21 protein-coding genes are annotated in these 24260 nt (G+C 60.5%); 17 read left to right on the forward strand and 4 right to left on the reverse strand.

From position 1 onward, the window contains the following. Genes gspD through gspN form a run of 10 tightly spaced genes read left to right on the forward strand, consistent with a single transcriptional unit; the run spans position 1 to position 8678 of the window. Positions 1-1944: a type II secretion system secretin GspD gene (gspD, locus tag JSY17_RS03620; protein WP_200977227.1), complete on the forward strand. Its 1944-nt coding sequence runs from the start codon at positions 1-3 to the stop codon at positions 1942-1944. A 5-nt stretch (positions 1945-1949) separates the two neighbouring features. Then, positions 1950-3398, forward strand: coding sequence for a GspE/PulE family protein (locus JSY17_RS03625; protein WP_269814529.1), 1449 nt, complete (start codon positions 1950-1952; stop codon positions 3396-3398). Between the two features lie 3 nt (positions 3399-3401). Beyond that, complete coding sequence (gene gspF, locus JSY17_RS03630; RefSeq protein WP_206400577.1) at positions 3402-4604, forward strand: type II secretion system inner membrane protein GspF; 1203 nt, start codon at positions 3402-3404, stop codon at positions 4602-4604. Positions 4605-4622: 18 nt separating this feature from the next. Continuing rightward, positions 4623-5060 carry a type II secretion system major pseudopilin GspG gene (gspG, locus tag JSY17_RS03635; protein ID WP_122372922.1) on the forward strand — a complete coding sequence of 146 codons (438 nt, stop codon included), beginning with the start codon at positions 4623-4625 and terminating at the stop codon, positions 5058-5060. Positions 5061-5062: 2 nt separating this feature from the next. Then, positions 5063-5512, forward strand: a complete 450-nt coding sequence (locus tag JSY17_RS03640; protein WP_122372921.1) for a prepilin-type N-terminal cleavage/methylation domain-containing protein — start codon at positions 5063-5065, stop codon at positions 5510-5512. Next, positions 5509-5874 (forward strand): type II secretion system protein, encoded by a 366-nt coding sequence (locus JSY17_RS03645; RefSeq protein ID WP_117182163.1) that lies wholly within the window; start codon positions 5509-5511, stop codon positions 5872-5874. Before JSY17_RS03640 ends, JSY17_RS03645 begins: the two co-directional genes overlap by 4 nt. Next, on the forward strand, positions 5871-6461 hold the full coding sequence (locus tag JSY17_RS03650; protein WP_117182165.1) for a prepilin-type N-terminal cleavage/methylation domain-containing protein: 591 nt from the start codon (positions 5871-5873) through the stop codon (positions 6459-6461). The genes JSY17_RS03645 and JSY17_RS03650 overlap by 4 nt, the downstream gene beginning before the upstream one ends. Beyond that, complete coding sequence (locus JSY17_RS03655) at positions 6458-7573, forward strand: type II secretion system protein GspL (protein ID WP_206400579.1); 1116 nt, start codon at positions 6458-6460, stop codon at positions 7571-7573. Before JSY17_RS03650 ends, JSY17_RS03655 begins: the two co-directional genes overlap by 4 nt. Then, positions 7570-8007, forward strand: a complete 438-nt coding sequence (gene gspM, locus JSY17_RS03660; protein ID WP_206400580.1) for a type II secretion system protein GspM — start codon at positions 7570-7572, stop codon at positions 8005-8007. Before JSY17_RS03655 ends, gspM begins: the two co-directional genes overlap by 4 nt. Then, positions 8004-8678 carry a type II secretion system protein N gene (gene gspN / locus JSY17_RS03665; RefSeq protein ID WP_206400585.1) on the forward strand — a complete coding sequence of 225 codons (675 nt, stop codon included), beginning with the start codon at positions 8004-8006 and terminating at the stop codon, positions 8676-8678. Before gspM ends, gspN begins: the two co-directional genes overlap by 4 nt. Positions 8679-8681: 3 nt before the next feature. Here gspN and JSY17_RS03670 read toward each other — a convergent pair whose 3' ends face one another. After that, on the reverse strand, positions 8682-9137 hold the full coding sequence (locus JSY17_RS03670) for a DUF721 domain-containing protein (protein ID WP_117182172.1): 456 nt from the start codon (positions 9135-9137) through the stop codon (positions 8682-8684). A gap of 310 nt (positions 9138-9447) precedes the next feature. Here JSY17_RS03670 and secA point away from each other — a divergent pair, with 310 nt between their 5' ends. From secA to JSY17_RS03690, 4 genes are all read left to right on the forward strand, one after another. Further along, positions 9448-12195: a preprotein translocase subunit SecA gene (gene secA / locus JSY17_RS03675; RefSeq protein ID WP_117182175.1), complete on the forward strand. Its 2748-nt coding sequence runs from the start codon at positions 9448-9450 to the stop codon at positions 12193-12195. 110 nt (positions 12196-12305) lie between these two features. After that, complete coding sequence (argJ, locus tag JSY17_RS03680) at positions 12306-13523, forward strand: bifunctional glutamate N-acetyltransferase/amino-acid acetyltransferase ArgJ (protein WP_117165850.1); 1218 nt, start codon at positions 12306-12308, stop codon at positions 13521-13523. A 205-nt stretch (positions 13524-13728) separates the two neighbouring features. Further along, entirely contained in the window at positions 13729-14361 is a 633-nt protein-coding gene (locus JSY17_RS03685; RefSeq protein WP_117184958.1) for a glutathione S-transferase family protein, read from the forward strand. Continuing rightward, on the forward strand, positions 14358-15302 hold the full coding sequence (locus JSY17_RS03690) for a Nudix family hydrolase (protein ID WP_117184959.1): 945 nt from the start codon (positions 14358-14360) through the stop codon (positions 15300-15302). Before JSY17_RS03685 ends, JSY17_RS03690 begins: the two co-directional genes overlap by 4 nt. Positions 15303-15326: 24 nt before the next feature. Here JSY17_RS03690 and JSY17_RS03695 read toward each other — a convergent pair whose 3' ends face one another. The 3 genes from JSY17_RS03695 to JSY17_RS03705 are packed head-to-tail and all read right to left on the reverse strand — an operon-like array spanning position 15327 to position 18931. After that, positions 15327-15911 carry a cob(I)yrinic acid a,c-diamide adenosyltransferase gene (locus tag JSY17_RS03695; RefSeq protein WP_122372912.1) on the reverse strand — a complete coding sequence of 195 codons (585 nt, stop codon included), beginning with the start codon at positions 15909-15911 and terminating at the stop codon, positions 15327-15329. Between the two features lie 15 nt (positions 15912-15926). Continuing rightward, positions 15927-17966: a sensor histidine kinase gene (locus JSY17_RS03700; protein WP_122372911.1), complete on the reverse strand. Its 2040-nt coding sequence runs from the start codon at positions 17964-17966 to the stop codon at positions 15927-15929. A gap of 44 nt (positions 17967-18010) precedes the next feature. Continuing rightward, positions 18011-18931 carry a putative 2-dehydropantoate 2-reductase gene (locus tag JSY17_RS03705; protein ID WP_206400587.1) on the reverse strand — a complete coding sequence of 307 codons (921 nt, stop codon included), beginning with the start codon at positions 18929-18931 and terminating at the stop codon, positions 18011-18013. Positions 18932-19102: 171 nt separating this feature from the next. On the opposite strand from JSY17_RS03705, the gene JSY17_RS03710 reads away from it, so the two are divergent. The 3 genes from JSY17_RS03710 (at position 19103) to JSY17_RS03720 (ending at position 24257) form a co-directional block, all read left to right on the forward strand. After that, a complete protein-coding gene (locus tag JSY17_RS03710; protein WP_117165856.1) occupies positions 19103-19582 on the forward strand; it encodes a YajQ family cyclic di-GMP-binding protein in 480 nt (159 codons plus the stop codon). A gap of 118 nt (positions 19583-19700) precedes the next feature. Next, a complete protein-coding gene (locus tag JSY17_RS03715) occupies positions 19701-20531 on the forward strand; it encodes a mechanosensitive ion channel family protein (protein WP_117165857.1) in 831 nt (276 codons plus the stop codon). Positions 20532-20879: 348 nt separating this feature from the next. After that, entirely contained in the window at positions 20880-24257 is a 3378-nt protein-coding gene (locus JSY17_RS03720) for a T6SS effector BTH_I2691 family protein (RefSeq protein ID WP_206400589.1), read from the forward strand. Positions 24258-24260 lie beyond the last annotated feature (3 nt).

The following is a 24260-nucleotide window of genomic DNA, read 5'->3' on the forward strand; positions in this document are numbered from 1 at the left end:
ATGACCTCCACTCGTCTCAAGCAACCGCTGCGTCTTGCTCTTCTGCTGTGTGCTCTGACCCTGAGCGGTGTGAGTGCCGAAGAGGAACCGCTGTATGAGGTCAACTTTGTCGATACCGAACTCAGCGAGTTCATCGACAGCGTCTCGCGCATCACCCACACCACCTTCATCATCGATCCGCGGGTCAAGGGCAAGGTTACGGTGCGCAGCAGCGAGATGCTGGGTAGTGAAGAAATCTACGATATTTTTCTGGCTCAACTGCGCGCCCAGGGTTTTGCGGCGGTGGACCTGCCAAACGGCAGTGTGAAGATCGTCCCGGATCAGGCCGCTCGCCTTGAGCCCGTGCCGGTGGAGGCGGGCCGTAATGCATCGCAGGCCAACGATGGTATGGCGACCCGCGTGTTCAACGTGCGCAACGCTGCCAGCGAACAGATGCTCAATATCCTCAAGCCGTTGATCGATCCTCGGGTGGGAGTGATCACGCCGTACCCTTCGGCCAATCTGTTGGTGATTACCGACTGGCGCAGCAACCTGGATCGTATCGACAGCCTTCTGGTTCAGCTCGACCAGGTCAGCCAGGAACCGCTGGAAGTGCTGCCGCTGAAAAATGCCAATGCCAATGACACCGCGCAACTGGTCACGCGCCTGCTGGCGCGCGAGCAGGGTGCCGACAGCGCGCAAGTGGTGGCCGACCCGCGCAGCAATGCCTTGCTGGTGCGTGGCAGTACCGACAGTCGCGCCCGTGTGCGAGCCTTGCTCAAGCAACTGGATAAGCCTTACGACCCGCAACACAACGCCAATACCGTGGTGATCTACCTGCGCCATGCCAATGCGTCGGAAGTGGTCAAGGTCCTGCGCGGTCTCAGTCAGGACATCGCAGCGCCGACATCCGCCGCTCAGGGCAGCGAGAAATCCCTGCCGGTCAGCACTTCGGGCATCCGCATGGAATACGAGGAAGGCACCAACGCGGTGGTGATGGTCGGGCCGGACAGTGAATTGACGGCTTATCGCAGCATCGTCGAGCAACTGGATATTCGACGTGCCCAGGTGGTGGTCGAAGCCATCATTGCCGAAGTGTCGGACACCCGCGCTCAGGAACTGGGTGTGCAATGGCTGTTTCAGGGCAACAACTTCGGTGGCGGCGCGATCAATTTCAGCGGCAATGCCCCGAGCGTCACCAGTGTGGGCGCGCTGGTACAGTCCGGGGACACGGCAGGCCTCGGGCAATTGCTGGCCGGTGTTCAGGGTGTGACGGCAGGTGTCGGCAACCTGAGCGGGGGCGGGCTGAATTTTCTGGCCTTGCTCAATGCCCTGAAAAGCCAGAGCGGTTTCAATCTCCTGTCGACGCCAACCTTGCTCACGCTGGACAACGCCGAAGCGTCGATTCTGGTCGGGCAGGAAGTGCCGTTCGTGACCGGTTCGGTGACCCAGAACAACGCCAATCCCTACCAGACCATCGAGCGCAAGGAAGTGGGTGTGAAGCTGCGCATCAAGCCGCAGATCAACATCGACAACACCGTGCGCCTGGATATCGTGCAAGAGGTTTCGTCGATTGCCGACAGCACCACGGCCAGCGATGTCATCACCAACAAACGCGAGATCAAGACCAAGGTCATGGTCGAGGATAACGGGCTGGTGGTGCTGGGCGGGCTGATCGGTGACGAGTCCACCACCAGCGATCAGCGGGTGCCATTGCTGGGTGATATTCCAGGGCTGGGGCGACTGTTTCGCTCCGACTCGACCCAAAGGGTCAAACAGAACCTGATGGTATTCATCCGCCCGCGCATCGTGCGCGACGGCGAGACGCTGGCTCAGCTCAGCAGCGAGAAATACCGCAACCTCAAGGCCAGCACCTCGTTGGCGCTGCCGGGTGCAAGCGAGGGTGATCCGCTGCTGCAATTGTTTCCGGCCAGCCGTGAGCGCCTGGAGCAGGGCGCATGGTGAACGCGCTGCTGCCGTATCGCCTTGCACGCCAGACCGGCGTGGCCAGGGTGCCGGGCGACGCGGGCTGGCAGCTATGGCTGAGGGCTGGCAGCGACACCGACACCCTGCAGGAAGTGATGCGGGTGCATGGTGTGCCGAGCACCGTTGAATACCTTTCGACGCAGGATTATGAAACCCGGCTCGGTGAGCTGTATCAGGCCGGCGAGTCGGCCACTGCTGCGCTGATCGATGGCATTGGCGAGCAGGTCGACCTCGACAGCCTGATGAGCGAACTGCCGAAGATCGAAGACCTGCTGGAGAACGATAACGACGCGCCGGTCATTCGCCTGATCAACGGTCTGTTCGGCGAAGCGTTGCGCTTGCGGGCTTCGGATATTCATGTGGAAACTTTCGAAGCGAGCCTGGTGATTCGCCTGCGCATCGACGGGCATATGCGCGAAGTGCTGCGTCCGCCGCGGGCGCTGTCGACGATGCTGGTGTCGCGGATCAAGGTCATGGCCCGGCTGGATATCGCCGAAAAGCGTCAGCCCCAGGATGGCCGGATTACCCTGCGCTCGGCGGGGCGTGAAGTGGACATTCGCGTCTCGACCTTGCCGGGCATTCATGGTGAACGCGTGGTGATGCGGGTTCTGGACAAGCAGGCGAGCCTGCTGGATCTGGGCAATCTCGGCATGCCATTTGAAGTGGAGCAGGGACTGCGAGCCTGCCTGCAACGTCCCAACGGCATCGTGCTCAGTACCGGCCCGACCGGCTCGGGCAAGACCACCACGCTCTACGCCAGCCTGAACAGCCTCAACGATGGCTCCTGCAACATTCTCACGGTGGAAGACCCGGTCGAGTACGCGATCACCGGTATCGGTCAGACCGCGATCAACCCCAAGGCCGGAATGACTTTTGCCAATGGCCTGCGAGCGATTCTGCGTCAGGACCCGGACGTCATCATGCTGGGTGAAATCCGTGACCGCGAGACCGCTCAGATCGCTGTGCAGGCCAGTCTCACCGGGCATCTGGTGCTGTCCACCCTGCATACCAATAGCGCCGTGGGCGCAGTGACTCGCTTGCGGGACATGGGCATCGAACCTTTCCTCATCGCTTCGACCCTCAAGGGCGTGCTGGCCCAGCGGCTGGTGCGTCGGCTGTGTCATTGCGCCGTTGCGCAACCCTTGCAGGACGCCGAGCGGATGCTGTGGCCGGAACTGGCCGGGCTTACCGAAAGCTTTCACCCACAAGGCTGCGATTCCTGTCAGGGCAGCGGCTATGACGGGCGTATGGGCTTGTACGAATTCATCGAACTGGATGCAGGCCTGATTGCCTTGCTGTACGACGGTGCCAGCGAGGTCGCGATGCAGGACTACCTGGCCGACAAGCGCCAGAGTCTGGCGGCCATGGCCACCGAATGCCTGCGACGAGGTGAGACCAGCCTGGCGCAGGTCTTGCGCGCGGTACGGGGCTGACCGATGCCGACCTATCGCTATCAGGCTCTCGACTCGGCAGGCCGCACGCGCAAAGCCAGCCTCCAGGCGGAAAGCGAGCGGCATGCCCGACAGCTTTTGCGTGAGCAAGGTCTGTTCGCCCGGGACTTGCAGATTCAAGACTCGACTTCACCCAGCCCACGCGGCCAGCGCCTCAACCACACCCAGTTGTGCGAGCTGACGCGCCAGTTGGCGACGTTGCTCAGTGCCGGGATTGCGTTGGTGGATGCCCTGGCGACACTCGAACGACAACTGGCCGAACCTGCGATTCGCAACCTGCTGGTGGCTGTGCGCGGTGCGCTCGGGGAAGGCCACAGTCTGGCCCAGAGCCTGCGTCGGCAAGGCGGTTTGTTCAACGGGCTGTATTGCGCGCTGGTGGAGGCGGGCGAGCGCTCCGGCAAGCTGGCACCGGTGCTGGAGCGTCTTGCCGAGCACCTCGAACAAGTCCAGCGCCAGCGGCACAAGGCGCGCACCGCAATGATCTACCCGGCGGTACTGATGCTGGTATCGCTGGCGGTGGTGATTGGCCTGATGACATTCGTGGTGCCCAAGCTCACCGAGCAGTTCAGCCATACCGGGCAGAGCCTGCCGCTGATTACCCAATTGCTGATCGGTATCAGCGAAGGGTTGGTGCGTGTCGGGCCGTGGTTGCTGGTGCTGGGACTGCTGGCCGCGATGGGGGCGGGTTTGCTGCTGCGCAAGGCCCATTGGCGATTGCGCCTGGACCGCAGCCTGTTGCGCCTGCCCAAGGCCGGTCCGTTGCTGACGGTGCTGGAAAGCGCACGACTGGCCCGCAGTCTGGCAATTCTGGTGGGCAGCGGCGTGCCGTTGCTCGAAGCCCTGCAAGTGGCCACTGCCACCGTGGGCAATCGCGAAGTGCATCGGGCGCTGGAAACCGTCCGTGAACAGGTCGAGGGCGGCGTCAGCCTGCATCGCGCTCTCAACGCCGCCGGTCATTTTCCGCCATTGCTGCTCAACATGGTCGCCAGCGGCGAGGCCAGCGGGACCTTGCCGGACATGCTCGAACGGGTGGCGGACAACCAGGAACGCAGTTTCACCCGGCATGTGGACATGCTCATGGCCTTGTTCGAGCCCTTGATGATTCTGCTGATGGGCGCCGTGGTGCTGTTCATCGTCCTGGCCGTGCTGTTGCCGATCATGCAACTCAACCAGGGACTCACTTTCTGACTCATGGAGAACCGTCTTATGCCCAAGCCTGCCTCACGCCGCCAACGTGGCTTCACGCTGATGGAAATCATGGTGGTGATTTTCATCATCGGTCTGTTGATCGCCGTGGTTGCCCCCAGCGTTCTCGGCAATCAGGACAAGGCCATGCGTCAGAAAGTCCTGGCCGACCTGTCCACTCTTGAGCAGGCGCTGGACATGTATCGCCTCGACAACCTGCGCTATCCGACCAGCGAGCAAGGCCTTGCGGCCCTGACCAGCGCGCCCTCGGTCGAGCCTCTGGCACGCTCATGGCGGGCCGATGGCTACATCCGTCGTCTGCCGGCGGACCCGTGGGGCAACCCGTATCACTATCGTGCGCCCGGTGAGCACGGACGCATCGATATCTACTCGCTGGGAGCCGATGGCGTGCAGGGCGGGGAAGGCACCGATGGCGATATCGGCAACTGGAACCTCTAGGCGTGAAGGTTTCACGGGGCTTTTCCCTGCTGGAGATGCTGGTGGTGTTGCTGATCATCGGCCTGTTCAGTGCCTTGAGCGTGGCCTGGCTGGATTCAGGCCATGCGCCGATGCAGCAGGCTCTGGAACAACTGGCTGCCGAGGCTCGCACTCAAGCGGCCCAGGCCCGACATAGCGGGCAGGTATCGGGAATGCGCTGGAATGGTCGGCAGCCGGAGTTTGTGCATCTGGAGCGCAGTCAGGGGCAAACCCGCTGGGTCGTTGACTCAATGCGCTTGAAGCCCTGGCCCCAAGGGTTGCTGGCGGACTGGCCGGTGTCCGACGAGCCCCGCGTGATATTCACGCCATCGGGTGTGAGCGCCGCAGTGAACCTGAACTGGCAATGGCCCGAAGGCCGGCAGCGCTGGGAGTGGCGCACGGATAACAGCCTGACTCAGGTTCGTCTGCCATGAGGCACCAGCGCGGTTTTACCCTGCTGGAAGTGATGGTGGCGCTGGGCATCGCGGCGGTCATGACCATGATGGTCAGTCAGATGTTGCGCCAGCGCATCAGCGTGCATCAGGCCGTTCAGCAGCATCGACTCGGTGCCCTGTGTGCCCGTGAGCTGGAAGCGCGTTTCGGTGTCGAGCGCTACTGGCCGCAGATCAGCAAGGTCAGCGGCGAATTGCAGCAGGGCGACAGGGTTTGTTACTGGCGGATGGATCTGGGCATGACCGGTGTGCAGAACCTGCGCCGGGGTGAGTTGGCGCTGTTCGCTGCCCGTGACGAGCGCGAGCCGCTGGGACATTACACCGTCTTTCTGGTGCGGCCGTGAGCATTGGCCAGCGCGGTTTGACCCTGATCGAGTTGCTGGTGGCCATGGCGCTGACGGCGGTCGTCGGGGTGGTGCTGGCCGCGCTGGTGAACGGTTGGATCAAGGTTCGCGAGCGTCTGGCCGAACCCGGTAACGAGCCGCTGGTGCTGGAGTTCTGCCTGGCCCTGGAGCGTCGTTTCGATGGCCTGGTGTTACGTCGTTTGTATGAAAAACGCCTGCCGTTGCCGATGAGCTGGCTCGACTGGGACCCGGCTGCGAATCGGTTGGGCTGGGTCGCCATGAGCGCCTGGCCCGAGGCCGAAGGCCAGTCGAGATCGCAGCGGCAACGGCTGGAATTCAACCCTCGGGAGCGGCGTTTGAGTCTGTGGACTTCGCCTGACCTGTATGCCGTTGACGCACCCCGGTGGGAGCGTCGCGAATATCTGGATGAGGTCGACAAGGTCGGTTTCAGTTTTTATCAGGGGACCCGCTGGCTGGCGTTCCCTTCCTCCGTCGCACTTCAGCCCGACCGGGGCGTGCGACTCGAATTCGAGCGTCATGGAGCGCCTTATGTCTGCACCTTCAGCTTGCCCGATAGTCGCCCATGATCTTTGAACGCTGGAATCTCAAACGCCGTGCGCAGCGTCATTGGTTGCTGCTGCGTCCTGCTGCCACTGGGGTCTGGCAATGGCGGCGTCTGCCGGGAGATGAGCAGGGCGACTGGCCGCCGCCTGCGCATTATCTGCAGGACACCCTCGCGTTGGTCATGCCGGCTGCGCAGTGCAGCCATTTCCAGGTGCCTGCGCCACCGGGCCTCAAGCCTCATGAATGGCCGATGTTGCTGGAGGACCTGCTGCAACAGCCTGCCGAAGAGGTGCAGGTCAGTTGCCTGTCACGACTCGCCGGGCATCTGGAGTTGCTGGTGGTAGAGCGTGTACAGGTTCAGCGCTGGTTGAGCGAATGTGAGGAACTGGGCGTATTCCCCGATTATCTTTGGGCGGAATTGCAATTGCTGCCGACGCAGGCTGCTGGTCAGACACTGGACTGGTCGCGTCCCGAAGGTCGTTGCCTGATACGCGGCGCTGACAACGGTATGCAGCACTGGCTGGTGTGGCCGGATGTGCTGGGCGAACCGCCCGAGGCCTGGCGACAGCCGAGCGAGGAAATGACCGGTCCATGGCCCGCCCGCTGGGCCGCGTTGAATCGTTTGCCCAACTTGTTGGTGCGTTCGGGCACTCGTCGTCCAAAGGCCAGATCGCAGGCATCGCCATTTGGCAGAAGCCTGTCTCGTCTGGCGGGTGTCTGTGGCGTGCTGGCTCTCTGTTGGGGCGTGCTGGCGCTGTGGCAGTTCTGGCAGCAGGTGCCGGTCTGGAAGGCTCAGGTCGAAGCCTTGACCGGTCCGCTCGACAGCGCCCGGCAAGCGGCACGGGTGTTGTCTCGTCTGCAGTCCGAGCAGAGCGACTGGCGAAGTCGTCAGCAGCAGATCGTCGAGCTGGAACAGGCCATGACACTGTGGCTCGACAGCCAGAAAGACTGGGGCGTGTCCGGCACTTATTTCGACGGACGAACCCTGAGGCTGGTGTTGAGTGGCAAGGCTTTGCCTCCTGACACGACTCACTGGCAGGCCATGGCCAAGGCAGCAGGGGCGAAGGTCAGCGTTGAAGCGAACGAAAAGACCGACCTGCTGACGCTCAATTTCAATCTGGATGGGCAGCCATGAATGCATTGATTCAGAGAGCTTCAAACGCTTTCGCCGCCTTGCCGCCTGCCCGGCGTTACGCGCTGTTGGCGGGGTGGGTCGTGATCCTGACGTTATCGCTGGTGCTGATCGGTCGCCCTTTGCTGACCTGGGGCAAGGATCTGCGGCAGTGGCCGCTTCTGGCACAACAGGCCAGGGCATTGAGCCCCGGCCCGGCGTTTACTGCCGAATACTGGCAGGCGCTGGCCAGTGCCCGGGGGCTGGTACTGACACGGGTCGAACAGCGCGGCGATATCTGGCAGTTGCAAGGTGAACTGAGTCGGGCCGAACCTCTGACCCAACTGATGCACAGCATTCAGGAGCGAGGCGGGCGACCGCTGCGCTGGAGTCTCGAACAAGGCCATCAGGGGCTGGTGTTCAGCCTGGATGTGGGGTGTGCCGGGAGGCTTCCATGAGTCGAAAGCCATGGATCTTAGGTGCGCTGGTGTTTGCCGTGACGCTTTTGCTGAATATGCCCGCCGCTTTTCTGTCCCGCTTCGTTCCGTGGGCACCTGGCTGGCAGCCGCAGGGCGTTGTCGGGACTGTGTGGCACGGACGAGCCGAGCAGTCGGGGAGCGTCGGGCCTGTGAGCTGGGACCTTCGGCCCTGGTCAGGGCAAGGCCGGGTGAGCGCCGGATTTCAGCAGCAGGCCTGGGAACTCAAGGTACAAGGCTGGCCCTGGGCGTGGCGTGCAGAGCTTGTGCCCGCAGGCAGTCTCGTCACGCCGGCCACGGCTTACGTGGTGGATGGGCGCTGGCAAGGGCGTTTGCTGATGCAGGGGCGTGGCGCGCAATGCACGTCTGGTGAAGGGAGTCTGCAGGGCCGGGATCTGGCCGTGCTGTCGCCGTGGATGGTGGTATTGGGCAACGCGGATCTTGTGCTTGAGTGCCGGGACGGATTGAAACTCCTGGCCGATGTCCGACGTGAGGGCGAGCATCGTTTCGAGGTCGGACTGGAACCTGTCGCCCATCGGATGAAGGTGAGCGGTCAGGTCGAGCCGACGGCGATGGTGGCACCGTTGCTGATTCAGGCCGGGCTGCTCAAGGCGGGCTCGTCGCAATTTGAAACGGTTTTGGGCAGGCGCTGATGCTTACTTCCTGTCCCTGGCGTGACTGGCCAGACGCTCCAGCGCAGCGCGCAGTTTCGGGTCGCTGATCCCTTCTGCGGTGGCCTGGATGCTTTCCGCTGCTGCGGGCGACAGGTCGATGGTATGACCGACGGCACCCCTGGGCACGGTGGGAGGCTGTACCTTGAAGACAATCCGCATCAGGTTGGCGAATTCGTCGAAAGCGACCAATTGCCGCTGCAGACGCTTTTGCTGATAGCGCAGGCGTGTGGCCCAGTGACCGTCGGTCACGATCAGCAACAGGGTGCCTTCGCGCCACGAAGCCACATGGCAGTGTTCCCGGGCGGCAGGCTGCAACTGGCTTTCGAGCAGGCGCTGAAGGTGGCTCAGACGCTCGGCATGGCGAAAGATTGCCTTGAGCGGCTTGGCGTCTCGCAGCAGGACTGCGGGGGCTCTGGCAGTGAGGGGACGAAAGGCCATGGATACGATGCCGGAGGGGGATGACAAAGTCTTCATGTTAACAGAAAGCGCTCTTGCAGCTTCGTTCGGCGAGCTTTCCGTGCTTTTATATACAAATCAACGAGTAACTTCGGCCCTTTAAGGGTTGAAGTGCTGAATAATGGCCCCATTGTAAGACTGCCCCGTAACAGCGCTGTGCCAGCATCGTGGAATAACGCCACTTTCCTCACCACCGTTTCCGGGTAGAATGCTCGTTCGCATGCGGCCATAAGGCTGCACGGGCGACTCACGGGGCCGCCCTCCATTCCTATGTGTGGAAGATCCTGTCGATATGTTTGCGCCTTTGTTAAAAAAACTTTTTGGAAGCAAGAACGAGCGTGAAGTCAAACGCATGCTCAAGACGGTACAGATCGTCAATGCCTTCGAAGAGCAAATGGTGGCCCTTTCGGACGAGCAACTGCGTGCCAAGACCGAAGAGTTCAAGGCCCGCATAGCCAAAGGCGAGACCCTCGATAAGCTCCTTCCAGAAGCTTTCGCGGTTGCGCGTGAAGCGGGCAAGCGTGTCATGGGTATGCGCCACTTCGACGTCCAGTTGATCGGCGGCATGACCCTGCACGAAGGTCAGATCGCCGAGATGCGTACCGGTGAAGGTAAAACCCTGGTGGGTACGCTCGCGGTTTACCTGAACGCACTGTCCGGCAAGGGCGTGCACGTTGTGACCGTGAACGACTACCTGGCTCGTCGTGACGCCAACTGGATGCGTCCGCTGTACGAATTCCTCGGCCTGACCGTAGGGATCGTCACGCCATTCCAGCCACCGGAAGAGAAGCGCGCCGCCTATGCTGCCGACATCACTTACGGTACCAACAACGAATTCGGCTTCGACTACCTGCGCGACAACATGGCGTTCAGCATGGAAGACAAGTTCCAGCGTGAACTCAACTTCTGTGTGATCGACGAAGTCGACTCGATTCTCATCGACGAAGCCCGTACGCCGCTGATCATTTCCGGTCAGGCTGAAGACAGCTCGCGTCTGTACACCGAGATCAACCGTCTGATTCCGCGCCTCGAGCGCCATATCGAAGAAGTGGAAGGGCAGGTCACCAAGCCGGGCCACTACACCATCGACGAGAAGAGCCGTCAGGTCGAGCTGAACGAAGCCGGTCACCAGTTCATCGAAGAACTGCTCACCGAAGCCGGTCTGCTGGCTGAGGGCGAAAGCCTGTACTCGGCGCACAACCTGGGTCTGCTGACCCACGTCTATGCCGGTCTGCGCGCTCACACGCTGTTCAACCGCAACGTCGAATACATCGTCCAGGACGGTCAGATCCTGCTGGTCGACGAGCACACCGGTCGTACCATGCCGGGTCGCCGCCTGTCCGAAGGCCTGCATCAGGCCATCGAAGCCAAGGAAAACCTGAACATCCAGGCCGAAAGCCAGACCCTGGCTTCGACCACGTTCCAGAACTACTTCCGTCTGTACACCAAACTGTCCGGCATGACCGGTACTGCAGACACCGAAGCGTTCGAGTTCCACCAGATCTACAACCTGTCGGTCATGGTCATTCCGCCGAACAAACCGCTGGCGCGCAAGGACTTCAACGACCTCGTCTACCTGACGGCGGAAGAGAAGTACGCGGCAATCGTTGCGGACATCAAGGCCTGTCTGGCAGAGAACCGTCCGGTTCTGGTGGGTACGGCGACCATCGAAACTTCCGAGCACATGTCCAACCTGCTCAAGAAGGAAGGTATCGATCACAAGGTCCTGAACGCCAAGTTCCACGAGAAGGAAGCGGAAATCATTGCCCAGGCCGGTCGTCCGGGTGCACTGACCATCGCCACCAACATGGCCGGTCGCGGTACCGACATCCTGCTGGGTGGCAACTGGGAAGTCGAAGTTGCCAACCTCGAAGACCCGACCCCCGAGCAGATCGCACAGATCAAGGCCGACTGGCAGAAACGCCATCAGCAGGTGATCGAGGCGGGTGGCCTGCATGTCATCGCTTCCGAGCGCCATGAATCGCGTCGTATCGACAACCAGCTGCGTGGTCGTGCCGGTCGTCAGGGCGATACCGGTTCCAGCCGTTTCTATCTGTCGCTTGAAGACAGCCTGATGCGCATCTTCGCCTCCGACCGGGTGAAGAACTTCATGAAAGCCCTGGGCATGCAGTCCGGCGAAGCGATCGAGCACCGCATGGTGACCAACGCTATCGAAAAGGCCCAGCGCAAGGTGGAAGGTCGCAACTTCGACATCCGCAAGCAATTGCTCGAGTTCGACGACGTTGCCAACGAGCAGCGTAAAGTGATCTACCACATGCGTAACAGCCTGCTGGCAGCCACCAACATCGGTGACACCATCAGCGACTTCCGTGAAGAAGTGCTCAGCAGTCTGATCAGCCAGCACATTCCGCCGCAATCGCTGCCCGAGCAGTGGGATGTCGCCGGTCTGGAAGCTTCGCTCAACAGCGATTTCGCCGTGAAGCTGCCGATCCAGCAATGGCTCGACGAAGACGATCACCTGCACGAGGAAACCCTGCGCGAGAAGATTCTGGCAGAGCTGCTGGTGGCTTACACCGAGAAGGAAGATCAGGCCAGCGCCGAGGCCCTGCGGACTTTCGAGAAGCAGATCCTGCTGCGCGTGCTGGACGACCTGTGGAAAGACCACCTGTCGACCATGGATCACCTGCGTCACGGTATTCACCTGCGCGGTTATGCACAGAAGAACCCGAAACAGGAATACAAGCGCGAGTCCTTCACCCTGTTCCAGGAGCTGCTGGATTCCATCAAGCGCGACACCATTCGCGTGCTGTCCCATGTTCAGGTGCGTCGCGAAGATCCGGAGGAAGAAGAGGCGCGTCTGCGTCGCGAATCCGAAGAACTCGCCAAGCGCATGCAGTTCCAGCATGCCGAAGCGCCGGGCCTCGATCAGCCGGCACTGGTTGAAGAGGGCGGTGATGTGGCTGTCGCTACCGCGACCACCACTGCGCCGGTTCGCAACGACATGAAACTGGGCCGCAACGAGCTGTGCTGGTGTGGTTCGGGCAAGAAGTTCAAGCACTGTCACGGCCAGATCGGTTAAGGCCCTGACGCTGTAATACCACGCCGCGACCGGCTTACCCGTCGCGGCGTTTTTTCATTAGATTGCCGTACCGATGCGGACGGCGCAGATACTGCTCAAGGAGCGCACCCATGGCTGTTGGTCTTGGTCCTTTGCCTACATTGCACCCGGTTCCCGGTTTTGAACTGGGGATTGCTTCTGCCGGCATCAAACGTCCGGGTCGCAAGGACGTTGTCGTCATGCGATGTGCCGAAGGTTCCAGTGTTGCCGGCGTGTTCACACTGAACGCGTTCTGCGCAGCGCCGGTCATCCTGGCCAAGCAGCGCGTGCAAGGCCCTGTGCGTTACCTGCTGACCAACACCGGCAACGCCAACGCCGGCACCGGCGAGCCAGGTCTGGCTGCCGCAACCCGCACCTGTGCCAGACTGGCCGAGCTGGCGGGTGTCGATGCCAGCGCTGTGCTGCCTTACTCCACCGGCGTCATCGGTGAGCCGTTGCCTGTGGAAAAGATCGAAGGTGCCTTGCAGGCCGCTCTCGACGATCTGTCCGTGGATAACTGGGCTGCCGCCGCAACCGGCATCATGACCACCGACACTCTGCCAAAAGGCGCGAGCCGTCAGTTCCAGTACGAGGGCGTTACCGTCACCGTGACCGGCATCAGCAAGGGCGCTGGCATGATCCGTCCGAACATGGCGACCATGCTCGGTTACATCGCGACCGACGCCAAGGTATCCCAGAGCGTATTGCAGGACCTGATCCGCGACGGCGCGAACAAGTCGTTCAACCGCATCACTATCGATGGCGATACCTCGACCAACGACTGCTGCATGCTGATCGCCACCGGTCAGGCCGATGTACCTGCCGTGACCGAAGCCAAAGGCCCGTTGTTCGAAGCCTTGAAGAAAGCGGTCTTCGAAGTCTGCATGGAAGTGGCCCAGGCCATCGTGCGTGATGGCGAAGGCGCGACCAAGTTCGTGACCGTTGAAGTCAATGGCGGCGGTAACCACCAGGAATGCCTGGATGTCGGCTATGCCGTGGCTCACTCGCCGCTGATCAAGACCGCGCTGTTCGCGTCCGACCCTAACTGGGGTCGTATCCTGGCAGCGGTGGGGCGTGCAGGCGTACCGGATCTGGACGTCAGCAAGATCGACGTGTTCCTCGGTTCCGTGTGCATTGCCAGCAAAGGCTGCCGTGCGACGACCTACACTGAAGAACAGGGTTCGCTGGTCATGGCTCAGGAAGAAATCACCATCCGTATCGAGCTGGGCCGCGGTGATTGCAGCGAAACGATCTGGACCACCGACCTGTCCCACGAGTACGTGAAGATCAACGCCGAATACCGCACCTGATCCACCCAATCCATAGGAGTAATGTCGATCAGTAAAGGTACGAATAAACCTGTAGGAGGCAGCTTGCTGGCGAAAAAGCCTGAAAACCGGCAGAGATTCAGCATATGTACGCTAGAGTCGCCAGCAAGCTGCCTCCCACAAAGTGTTCATGACCTTATTGATCGGCACTACCCCATAGGAGCCACCTGACTCCGGAGCCAAGGATATGTCTCTGCACCTCATCATCGGCGACAAACGCTATTCCTCCTGGTCGCTGCGCCCCTGGCTGGTGCTGGCAATGACCGGCGCGCCTTACACCGATCAGGTGATTCGCCTGAACAAGCCGGATACCCGCGAACAGATTCTCCAGTATTCTCCGACCGGCAAGGTTCCAGCGTTGCAATGCGAGCATGGGACCATCATCGATTCCCTGGCCATTTGCGAATACCTGAACGAGCGTTTCCCCGAAGCCAATCTCTGGCCACGTGATATCGCTGCCCGCGCCCAGGCCCGTTCGGCGTGCGCGCAGATGCACAGCGGTTTCATGAGCCTGCGTTCCAACATGCCGATGGACCTGCATCGCGATCAGGCGCTGGAAGTCATTCCGGTCGATACGCAACAGGACATCGACCGTATCGTTGCGTTGTGGAGCGAGTGCCGTGCAGCAGCGGTCGAGAGCGGTCCGTTCCTGTTCGGCCAGCCGAGCATTGCCGATGCCTTCTTTGCGCCGGTGGCCATTCGTCTGCGCAGCTATCGCGTCGCCTTGCCTGCCGAAGCGCTGGCCTATATTGAAACCCTTTACCAGTGGCCTGCTTTTCAGAGCTGGCAACAGGCTGCCTTGCAGGAGACCGATGAGTGAAACGTGTTCATGTGGCCGCCGCTGTCATTCGTGGCGCTGACGGCAGGATTCTTATCGCCAAGCGTGCAGATAACCAGCATCAGGGCGGTTTGTGGGAGTTTCCCGGCGGCAAGGTTGAAGCCGGGGAGGCTGTCCAGGCCGCATTGAGCCGTGAGTTGCAGGAAGAGTTGGGGATTGGCGTCACGGCGGCACGCCCGCTGATCAAGATCCAGCACGATTACCCGGACAAACAGGTTTTGCTGGATGTCTGGGAAGTCTCGGCCTTTACCGGCGAGCCCCATGGCGCCGAAGGACAGCCGCTGGTCTGGGCCAGCCAGCGTGAACTGGCCGGTTACGAATTCCCGGCGGCCAACAAGCCGATCGTTGCCGCGGCACGCTTGCCCGGAGAGTACCTGATTACGCCCGATGGTCTGGAAACCTCCGAGCTGCTGCGCGGCATGCAGAAGGCTATTGCTGGCGGCATCAAGCTGGTCCAGTTACGGGCTCCGGCTGGCTATGACCCGCAATATCGGGATCTGGCCGTGGATGCGGTGGGCTTGTGCGCAGGCAAGGCGCAACTGATGCTCAAGGGGCCTCTGGAATGGCTGGGTGATTTCCCGTCCGCCGGATGGCACCTGACGGCGGAACAACTGCGCAAGTACGCCAGCCGAGGTCGTCCATTCCCGGAGGATCGCTGGCTGGCGGCCTCCTGCCATAACGCTGAAGAACTGGCGCTGGCCGAGCAGATGGGCGTGGATTTCGTCACCCTGTCACCGGTCCAGCCGACCCTGACCCATCCCGACGCACAGCCGCTGGGTTGGGAAGAAGCCTCACGGCTGATCGCAGACTTCACCAAGCCGGTATTCCTGCTGGGCGGTGTCGGTCCGGATGAGCGTCAGCGCGCCTGGGAAAGCGGCGCACAAGGCGTGGCCGGAATCCGCGCCTTCTGGCCAGAGGCCTGACGCGGGGCACGATCCGTGGGAGGGTCAGGTTTTTTCTGGCTTGGGAGCCGGTTGCCAGAGGATTTCGGCAATGCCTTGGCGCTTGGCGATCACTCGGGCAGCCACGAACAGTAAATCCGACAGCCGATTGATATACGCCAGCCCGACACCGGCCAACGGTTCCTGTGCATTGAGGTGCTGACAGCGCCGCTCTGCACTGCGAGCCAGGCTGCGACAAACGTGGGCCTGGGCGATCAGCATCGAGCCACCGGGCAGGATGAAGTTTTCCAGCGGGCCGACTTCCTCGTTCCACTCATCGATTGCGGCCTCCAGTCGCTCGACTTCGGCAGCGTTCAGCGCCTGATAGGCCGGCATGGCCAGTTCGCCGCCCAGATCGAACAGACGGTGCTGACAAGGGCTCAGCACCTCGATCACTTCACTGAGCGCAGGAATGCGTTGCACCTGCTCGTTCAACCCGGCCAGCAGCAGCCCCAACTGACTGTTGAGGGTATCGACTTCACCGATGGCCTCGACACGCGGGTGATCCTTGGGCACTCGACGACCATCGCCCAGCCCGGTTTCTCCGGCATCGCCGGTGCGCGTGTAAATCTTCGACAAACGAAAGCCCATCTGTATGGCTCCTGATTACAACTTTGAAATGACCTGTTGCTGCACATTCACCTGAGTGCTCACCAAGGGCAGGCGCAGGGTAAAGCAGGTCCCCATGCCGATAGCCGATTGCACTTCCATCTGGCCCTTATGGTTATTGGTGATGATGAAGTACGACACCGACAGCCCGAGTCCGGTGCCCTGGCCTATTTCCTTGGTGGTGAAAAAGGGCTCGAAAGTCCGCTTGCGCACGTTCTCCGCCATGCCGATGCCGTTGTCTTCCACCTGAATTTCGGCCCATGGCGGGTTGAGGCGGGTGCGCAAGGTGATGCGTCCCGGCTCGGCTTCACTCTCTGAGCGTTGGTGAATGGCCTGCGCAGCGTTCTTCAGCAGGTTGAGCAGCACCTGTTCCAGTTCGTTGGGGATGCAAGGCACAGGCCCCAGTTCCGGATCGAACTGGCGGATGATGTTCTGGCCCTTGAAGTCGAAGCCTATGGCCAGATCAAAGTCGTTGCCGGCGATTTCCAGCGCCTGATCGATCAGGGCCGGCAGGTCGCAGGAGGTCAACTGGCGGTTGCTCAGGCGGCTGAAGTTGAGCATATGGCTGACGATCTTTGCCGCCCGTGCGCCGGCCTGCTGAATACCGTCCAGCAGTTGCGGGACGCCGCGGCTGGTCAGGTAATGATTGATGGTATTCAGGTCGATGCCGTCGGACTCGGCCTGTTCGATGTTCTTGGGCAGTTCCGGCGACAGGCGGCGGCGGATGTTCTGCACGTTGTGCAGGATCGCGCCCAGCGGGTTATTGATTTCGTGAGCCATGCCGGCCGCGAGCCCGCCAACGGAGAGCATCTTTTCCGACTGCACCATCATTTCTTCCAGGGAAATGCGTTGGGTGATGTCATCGATCCGGATCACCACGCCACGGCCTGCATCGCCTGCCAAGGGGTAGAAGGTCAGGGCATAGCTGCGCGGCTCGTCGTTCTTGATCCAGGTCACGCGCTCGATCTTGGTGACGCTGTGCTGCTCGACGGTCTGCTTGATCTGGGGCAGGAACGCTCTCATGGGTTCGAAGGCAATGAAGATCGGCTGATTGAGGGCTTCGTCCAGGGTTGTGCCGGACAGGGCGGTGGCTTCCTGATTCCACTGGGTGACGTACAGTTGTTCGTCCAGGGCAATCATCGCCGAGGGCATCGAGTCGATAATGCTGTTGAGGTAATTCTGGAAGCCGGTGAGCTTTTTCTCGATCTTGCTGCGTACCTTGACCTCCAGCTCGAGCTTGCGATTGGTGTGACGGGTTTCCTCGGCCATGCCCTGAGCCTGGGCGTAGGCTTCCTGCGAGTCGTCGCGGGCGCGCTTGAGTTGCTGCTCGCGGGCTTCGATGCGCGACAACATGGTGTTGAAGGCTTCGGCCAGATTGCCGATTTCGTCTTCGTTGCCGGGGCTGGCGCGCAAGGCATAGTTTTCTTCGCGGGTGACCTGGCGCGACAGCTCTTCGAGTTGATAGATGGGTTCGGTAATCAGGCGTCGGATCTGTCTGGCCACGACCAGCCACAGCAGCACACTGAACACCAGAATGCCCAGGCTTGCGGTCAGCGTGCCGGTATAGAACGCCGTGGGCAGTTCGCTGCTGGCAACCAGCAATAAATGTCCCGGAGCCTGATCGCCCTTGGGCACGGTGATGATCTGCGTATTGCGAAACTCGGTCAGACGCCAGCCTTCGATATCGCCGTAATGGGCGGGCAGATGCAGTCCTTCGCCCTGTTGCATCTGCGCCAGGCGGCTACCGTCGTTGTCGTAGAGCGCTGCGGCCCGCAATGGCCCGTAGCTCCTGAGCTCCTTGAGCAAGGCATTGGCATTGCGCGGCGAACTCAGGGCCTGCTCGTTGAGATTGGGACTGCTGATCAGGCGTCCGATGGTCTGCAGGGCCTGCGGAGCCATGGCTTCCTGAGAGATGTAATAAGCGGCGCTGATAAAGGTCAGGTTGGCGACCAGCAGCACCGTGGTCAGCAGGACCAGCAGGGCTGCCAGCAGTTTCTGGCCCACAGGCAGGTTTTCTAGACGCTTGCGCAATGGCATGGGGCGAATCACACGCAAAGGATGAAACAGCAGGGTAGCGTGAGCTAGTCGGTACGCAAACCCTTGCTTTCGAGATGGCCGGTCAGGCGCAGCTGCAATTGTTGCAAGTGAGGCACTGCACATTGATGGCGAAGGGCTGCTGCACAGGCGTAACCGAGCAGGTAGCTGATTTCCGTGCGTCGGCCATTGTTCACGTCCTGATACATCGACGAGTAATTGGCCGCCGTGGCCCGGATCACACGTTGCACTTCAGTGTGCAGGTCCAGAGCCGCAGCGGGCTGGCCGCACCGCTCCAGCAGGTCCGTGAGTTCGACACACAGCGTCGCCACTTCGCAGTGATGTTCCAGCAGGCCGCCGTTGCGGCAGTCGTGCAGAACGGTCAATGGATTGATGGCGCAATTCAGGGCCAGCTTGCGCCACAGGCGTGTCAGGATATCGGGTGTCCATTCGTGGGCAATGCCGCTGTCATGCAGGTCTTGCAGAAGGGCAGGCGGCGTCGGTTCACGGGCATCGCCCAGCCATGTGTAGCCGTGACCCGCGAATACCACGCGCCAGTCCGATTCGCGAAAGGCGCCTTCGGTACTCGACGCAAAAATGCAGCGGGCATGTGGAATACGTGCTGCTACCGCATCCTGGCTGCCCAGACCGTTCTGCAACAGGATGATGTCGGCGTTTGCGTGCAGGCGTGAAGCGATCCGGGACACGGCCTGTTCGGCATCATAGGCCTTGCAGGCTACCAGCAGGCGTTCGATGGGCTCGTTGCTGTCGGTGGTCTGGGCCGCAATGAAGACCGGTTGGGCAACGCCATTCTCCACAAGCGTCAGACAGCCGCCATTGGCCTGATAGGCCTGCAGGCGCGCCTCGTTACGCAGAATCAGGCGCACCGGCACGCCCGCACGAGCCAGCCGTGTGGCCCACAGACTGCCCAGGCTGCCTGCGCCGAGTATGTGCCAGAGAACGGCCATCAGAGAGACATATCCGAAAGGTTGAACGGCCTTGCAGCGATAAAATCGAAAGTCGACATGAAAGGCTCGCAGTGAACGCCGGGAAAGTCTCGTTATAATGAGCGTTCTTTCATACCGTCAAGTCACGCGTGCTCGCTTTGATCGGGCACGCCGTTTATCTGGAGAAATTACATGCCATCGTTCGACGTAGTGTCCGAATTGGATAAACACGAAGTCACTAATGCCGTCGACAACGCCATCAAAGAGCTGGACCGTCGCTATGACCTCAAAGGCAAAGGCACTTTCGAGTTCAAGGATCTGACCGTCACGCTCACCGCCGAGGCAGAGTTCCAGCTTGAAGCAATGATCGAAATCCTCAAGCTTGCCCTGGTCAAGCGCAAGATCGACGTGAAATGCCTTGAGGTCAAGGATGCTTATGCTTCGGGCAAGGTGATGAAGCAGGAAGCGGTACTCAGGGAAGGTATCGACAAGGAGCTGGCCAAGAAAATTGTTGCCCATATCAAGGACGCTAAACTGAAAGTGCAGGCCGCCATTCAGGGGGAACAAGTGCGCGTCACGGGTAAAAAGCGCGATGACCTGCAAGATGCCATTGCTTTACTGCGTACATACGACTCGGGGATGCCGCTGCAATTCAACAACTTCCGTGACTAGTGTTCGTGTGCCCGGGAACCCTTGATTCCCGGGCATGTCCGAACACCCCTGTAGACGCTGAAATGATTGTTTCCGGCAGTCCTTTCAAGATTGGTTCGTGACAGGCAGGAGAAACAAGATGGATTTGAGCGCAGAAGTCGATCAGCTGTGGAAGGTTTCACAAAGCTGGATTCCGATGATCATGCAGTACAGCAGTCGTGTGCTGCTGGCGCTGGTAACACTGAGTATTGGCTGGTGGTTGATCAACAGGCTGACCAGCAAGGTCGGTGCATTGCTGGCACTGCGTAATGCCGACCTGGCATTGCAGGGGTTTGTCAGCAGCCTGGCGAACATCATCCTCAAGATTCTGCTGGTGGTGAGCGTTGCGTCGATGATAGGTGTGGAAACCACCTCGTTCGTCGCGGCCATCGGTGCTGCGGGTCTGGCCATTGGTCTGGCCTTGCAGGGCAGTCTGGCGAACTTTGCGGGTGGCGTGCTGATTCTGCTGTTCCGCCCGTTCCGTATCGGCGACTGGATCGAGGCTCAGGGTGTGGCGGGTACTGTCGACAGTATCCAGATTTTCCACACCGTACTGCGCACGGGTGATAACCGCACGGTGATCATGCCCAACGGCAATCTGTCCAACGGCATCATTACCAACACCAACCGTCAGCCGACCCGCAAGATCGTGTTCGATATCGGTGTGAGTCCCGATGCGGACCTGAGGAAAGCCCTCGAAGTGCTGTTGGAAATGGCTCAGGACCCGCGTGTCCTGCAGGATCCGGCACCGCAGGCAGTGGTGGCGGCGCTGGGCGAAAACGCGATTACCCTGTCGTTGAGGGTATGGACCAAGACCGGCGATATGGGCGATGTGAGTTCGTTCTTCAATATCGAGGCGCGTGATCGCCTGAAAGCTGCAGGTATCGATATCCCTTCGCCACAACGCATGGTGCGTGTGGTTCAGGAGTAATCGATAACTCGTCAGAAAGCTCGCTGTTCCCTGCGGCGAGCTTTCTGATGAGTGCTGGCCTCAAGCCTTGATGCGCACTTGCTTGCGCACCCCTCCGCGATAAATCCCTCTCAAAATCCTTGTCGCCCCTTGTAATCAGGGCGCTTCAGCCGTCTGTGCAACCTTTTGCGCAGGTGCGCAGCGGATTGCGCACTTTTTCTGTTTGTCTGTATGAAAAATAACCGGTTTTTAAAAGGGTTACTTTTTAACTGTCTGATTTTAATAATAAAAATAAAGAAGGCATGACTCTTGATACACGCCGCCCCCAGGCACGAGCGATGTTGCTCGTCACGATTCCGGGCGCAACACATGACTCACAAACACGGCACCCTTCAGCAACGGCGTGCAACCCGCTTCGACAAGACACCTTCCAACGCCACCAGCCTTTGTCCGTTCAAGGGGCCGGACGTGGCCATTGTGCCGGTGCGCTACGCCCTGGACCGTTCCCGCTACGATGTCGAGCCCGACCAGCTCAAACCCTTGCCCGCGCAGGGGCAGTGGAGCGCCTTGCCCAGGCTCAGGACCCGCAGCTACACCTTGCGCCAGCTCTACGACGGCTATGTCTATGTATTCGACGAAACGGCTGAGACCTTTCATGAGTACAGCTTCTCGGGAATCGATGCCTGCCTGACACGCATCGTCTGGACCGAGGCTCATCAGGGGCAGGATGTGCGCCGCGGCGAAGGCGAGGGCAAGCCCTACCTGCTTTATCCCCGCAAGCACCGTCTGCACCTGGCCTTTTCCCCCGTGCAGTGGACCTGGCGCATCTGCGAGCACCTGCGCTCTCACGCCGACAGCCGCGCCCTGTGGATGAAGCCGGTGGATCTGGCGCGTTTCTGCGTCACCCTGAACCAACCCGACACCTTACCCCTGCCGGCTCTGGCCAGCGCCGTGGCCGATATCGACAAGGAGTGGCTGGTCGAAGACAACCGCTTTGCCGACTCGTCTATCCCCACCTCCGACCCTCGGAACCCTGCCGCGCCCTCGCTCTTTACCCCGCTCGGGGCCGATGTGTACTGGCTGGGCAGTGTCCCCGACCAATACAGCTCGCTGCTGATCGCCCTGGACGACCCGCTGGGCGTGCTCAACGATCTGGGCCTGCAGCTGGCAGGCGATCAGGCGGTCTATCAAACCTGGCAACAGGAACACGAGCACAAGCTGCAGATGGCCCAGACCGTGACCCTGCTGTGCGGTGCCAATGGCGACCCGCAGCACCTGCCCGAATCGGTCCGGGGTGACCACCTCAAGACGCAGCAGTACCTGAACGAGCTGGAAACCTGTTTCGATCAGATGGATCTGGAAGAGATGCTGACCATGCACGGCAGTCCGCCGGGCGGTTCGTTGGGCACAAGCGACATGTTCCAGAGCGCCGATATGCGCCATGCGTTTCGTACCCGCTACGGTCGCTACCCGTCCCAGGAGGACCGGCAGGCCTGGAAGGCACGCGAGAAGTGGCGGGCTGAAATCGACCTCAGAGGTGCCCGCGCCTATCTGCAGGCACACCTGCCCCTCAGCGACACCCTCCTGCAACGAGTGCGCGACACCCGGCACGACTTTCAGGTCTGGACCGAGTACCTGGGCAACGACCCGCTCAGGCTGTTTATCGACACCACAAATCCCAGAACTCTGCTGTATCTGCAAACCGTCATGACCCAGTTGCTGGCCGTGTATGGGCAGGATCAGCAGGCCAGTGCCTGGCTGGCTGAACAGGAAGCCCGTGGCAGCAGCCTGTTCGGGACGATGCGTTACGGATTTTCTCCGGCCCTCAAGGAAGCCCTGCATCGGCAAGCCAACGCCCTGTTCAACGGCCTGGGCGACCTCACCAATCTGGCCACCCGTGCCGGTGAGCTCAACACCGCCCTCAACCACCGGGGCTTCGCCGACGCGGCCTGGATGAAAAAGCTCAAGCAACCGGTGCAGGATACCTTCAAGGCCCTGCGCGAACTGGCGAGGGGGGCAGGGAAGACGATTGCCGAAACCATGCTGCTGGCCTGGGTGCCGGTGGACAGCCGTCTGGCACTGGGGAGGGGGCAGAACCTCGTGGCCTTGTTGCGTAACCTCATGATCGGCCAGCTACTGGCCGATACGCCGGACCTGATTCGCCTCGACGAACAGATCGCCTCCCGGCTCAAGCAGTGGAAGCGCGAGCAGCGTCTTCTGATCAAACAGATCGATGATACCCGCTTCAATTGGCTCCACCCCCTCCATCCTCGCGAACGCCGAAACCTGGCGCGCCAACTGCAATCACAACTCGACGCCCTGCGCCTGCATGAGCTGAATATTCCGGGGTTGCTGGACTTCCAGAACAACCGGTGTGCCCAATTGCTGCAAGCGGAAATCCGCGCTTTCTTCAAATCCGGCCTCGACGTCGTCAAGGACTGGCACACCCGCGCCAGGGCCTGGAACGAACGCCTGGGCGGCTTGGGGGCCGCCATCACCTGGGGCGTAATCCTGATCAACTTCATCAACACCGCCGTGCTCTATCAGGACCTGACCCGCGATGGCGACTTCAGCGCCAAGGATATCGTCAAGATCGGTTACAGCCTGAGTTACAGCTTCAACCTGTTGATGGCCGTGTTTGTCGAAGCGCCTTGGGCGGTGATCAGGGAGGCGAAGCCGGTGGTTATTGGTGGGTATGACATCGGTATTCTGGATCGCTCATCCGCTTATTGGAAAGCTCAGGGGAATCATGTCTGGGGTGATGCGATTCGCGGGTTCCGGGTCACGATGGTGGCGTTGGGCGCGTTTGCGGTGACGGCGGCGGTGCTGGAGCTTTGGGATATCTGGGATGATCACGCTAATGCCAAGACTTCAGAAGAAAAAATCGCGCTCTATGTAAAAGGCTTGGCTGTTATTGTGATGGGGCTTGGTGGTTTGGCACCATTGGCTGCGGGGATAGGTTTATCTAGCAAGATTGTGTTTTTTGCCATGGGCTCATGGCTCACCATTGTTCTTCTAATAGCGGGTTTTATTTATTTAATTGCCAGCCTCGCCTTGAATTACTTCAAACAAGACAGTGTCGGCTGGTGGTTACGAAAGTGCTGCTGGTCGCGCTCGCCTGAACATCGCCATGCAGAGACTCCAGAAGGAGAGGCCGAAGAAAAACGCGCGTTACTGGAAATCCAGTTGAGCCCGCAAGTTCTGGTTAAAAGCACGGTTGAGTACCGGCGCAAATATATAGGCATGGCCGGGTATGTAGATATGCCAGTGCAAAATGGTGCCTGGATACAAATACGTTTGCCTGAAGCCTTGCGTGGGCAATGGGTTCAACTGAACGTGATCAGCAGTACGCGAGCTTTCGGCTTTATGCCCACGGTGCAAACCAATACGCCCATTGCAGATAAATTTGAAGAGCGTGGCAAATTCACGCCGCTCAATAAGTTGGGCAGTCTCGGCAGTGAGCGCCCGCCCCATAACCCCTCGGATCTGTATTTTCCGGTTTTTCCTGCGGGGGAGGATGTCGTCTGGCAGACCTGGGTTCCGCTCAGGGAAGAGGCTGTCTATATCGAGCTGCAAATCTGGTACCCGAAGGCCGTCGGTGTCTCGGGGGAAAAAGCTCAAAGCTATCTCTATCAGGTAGAGCTAAGTCAGGAAGGAAACATGACAGTCGATGGCTCAACCCTCACGCAGCTTGAAGTCAATAAATACAGTCGCGCCCAGGCACTGACCCTTGTGCTTCCGGAATAAAAA

Origin of the sequence: Pseudomonas capsici (assembly GCF_017165765.1) — a bacterium.
Classification (GTDB): domain Bacteria; phylum Pseudomonadota; class Gammaproteobacteria; order Pseudomonadales; family Pseudomonadaceae; genus Aquipseudomonas; species Aquipseudomonas capsici.

Bases quoted from the DNA above. Each gene is read 5' to 3' on its own strand.
- gspD (WP_200977227.1), top strand. From the start codon at position 1: ATGACCTCCACTCGTCTCAAGCAACCGCTGCGTCTTGCTCTTCTGCTG.
- gspF (WP_206400577.1), top strand. From the start codon at position 3,402: ATGCCGACCTATCGCTATCAGGCTCTCGACTCGGCAGGCCGCACGCGC.
- gspG (WP_122372922.1), top strand. From the start codon at position 4,623: ATGCCCAAGCCTGCCTCACGCCGCCAACGTGGCTTCACGCTGATGGAA.
- JSY17_RS03645 (WP_117182163.1), top strand. From the start codon at position 5,509: ATGAGGCACCAGCGCGGTTTTACCCTGCTGGAAGTGATGGTGGCGCTG.
- JSY17_RS03655 (WP_206400579.1), top strand. From the start codon at position 6,458: ATGATCTTTGAACGCTGGAATCTCAAACGCCGTGCGCAGCGTCATTGG.
- gspM (WP_206400580.1), top strand. From the start codon at position 7,570: ATGAATGCATTGATTCAGAGAGCTTCAAACGCTTTCGCCGCCTTGCCG.
- gspN (WP_206400585.1), top strand. From the start codon at position 8,004: ATGAGTCGAAAGCCATGGATCTTAGGTGCGCTGGTGTTTGCCGTGACG.
- JSY17_RS03670 (WP_117182172.1), bottom strand. From the start codon at position 9,137: ATGGCCTTTCGTCCCCTCACTGCCAGAGCCCCCGCAGTCCTGCTGCGA.
- secA (WP_117182175.1), top strand. From the start codon at position 9,448: ATGTTTGCGCCTTTGTTAAAAAAACTTTTTGGAAGCAAGAACGAGCGT.
- argJ (WP_117165850.1), top strand. From the start codon at position 12,306: ATGGCTGTTGGTCTTGGTCCTTTGCCTACATTGCACCCGGTTCCCGGT.
- JSY17_RS03685 (WP_117184958.1), top strand. From the start codon at position 13,729: ATGTCTCTGCACCTCATCATCGGCGACAAACGCTATTCCTCCTGGTCG.
- JSY17_RS03695 (WP_122372912.1), bottom strand. From the start codon at position 15,911: ATGGGCTTTCGTTTGTCGAAGATTTACACGCGCACCGGCGATGCCGGA.
- JSY17_RS03700 (WP_122372911.1), bottom strand. From the start codon at position 17,966: ATGCCATTGCGCAAGCGTCTAGAAAACCTGCCTGTGGGCCAGAAACTG.
- JSY17_RS03705 (WP_206400587.1), bottom strand. From the start codon at position 18,931: ATGGCCGTTCTCTGGCACATACTCGGCGCAGGCAGCCTGGGCAGTCTG.
- JSY17_RS03710 (WP_117165856.1), top strand. From the start codon at position 19,103: ATGCCATCGTTCGACGTAGTGTCCGAATTGGATAAACACGAAGTCACT.
- JSY17_RS03715 (WP_117165857.1), top strand. From the start codon at position 19,701: ATGGATTTGAGCGCAGAAGTCGATCAGCTGTGGAAGGTTTCACAAAGC.
- JSY17_RS03720 (WP_206400589.1), top strand. From the start codon at position 20,880: ATGACTCACAAACACGGCACCCTTCAGCAACGGCGTGCAACCCGCTTC.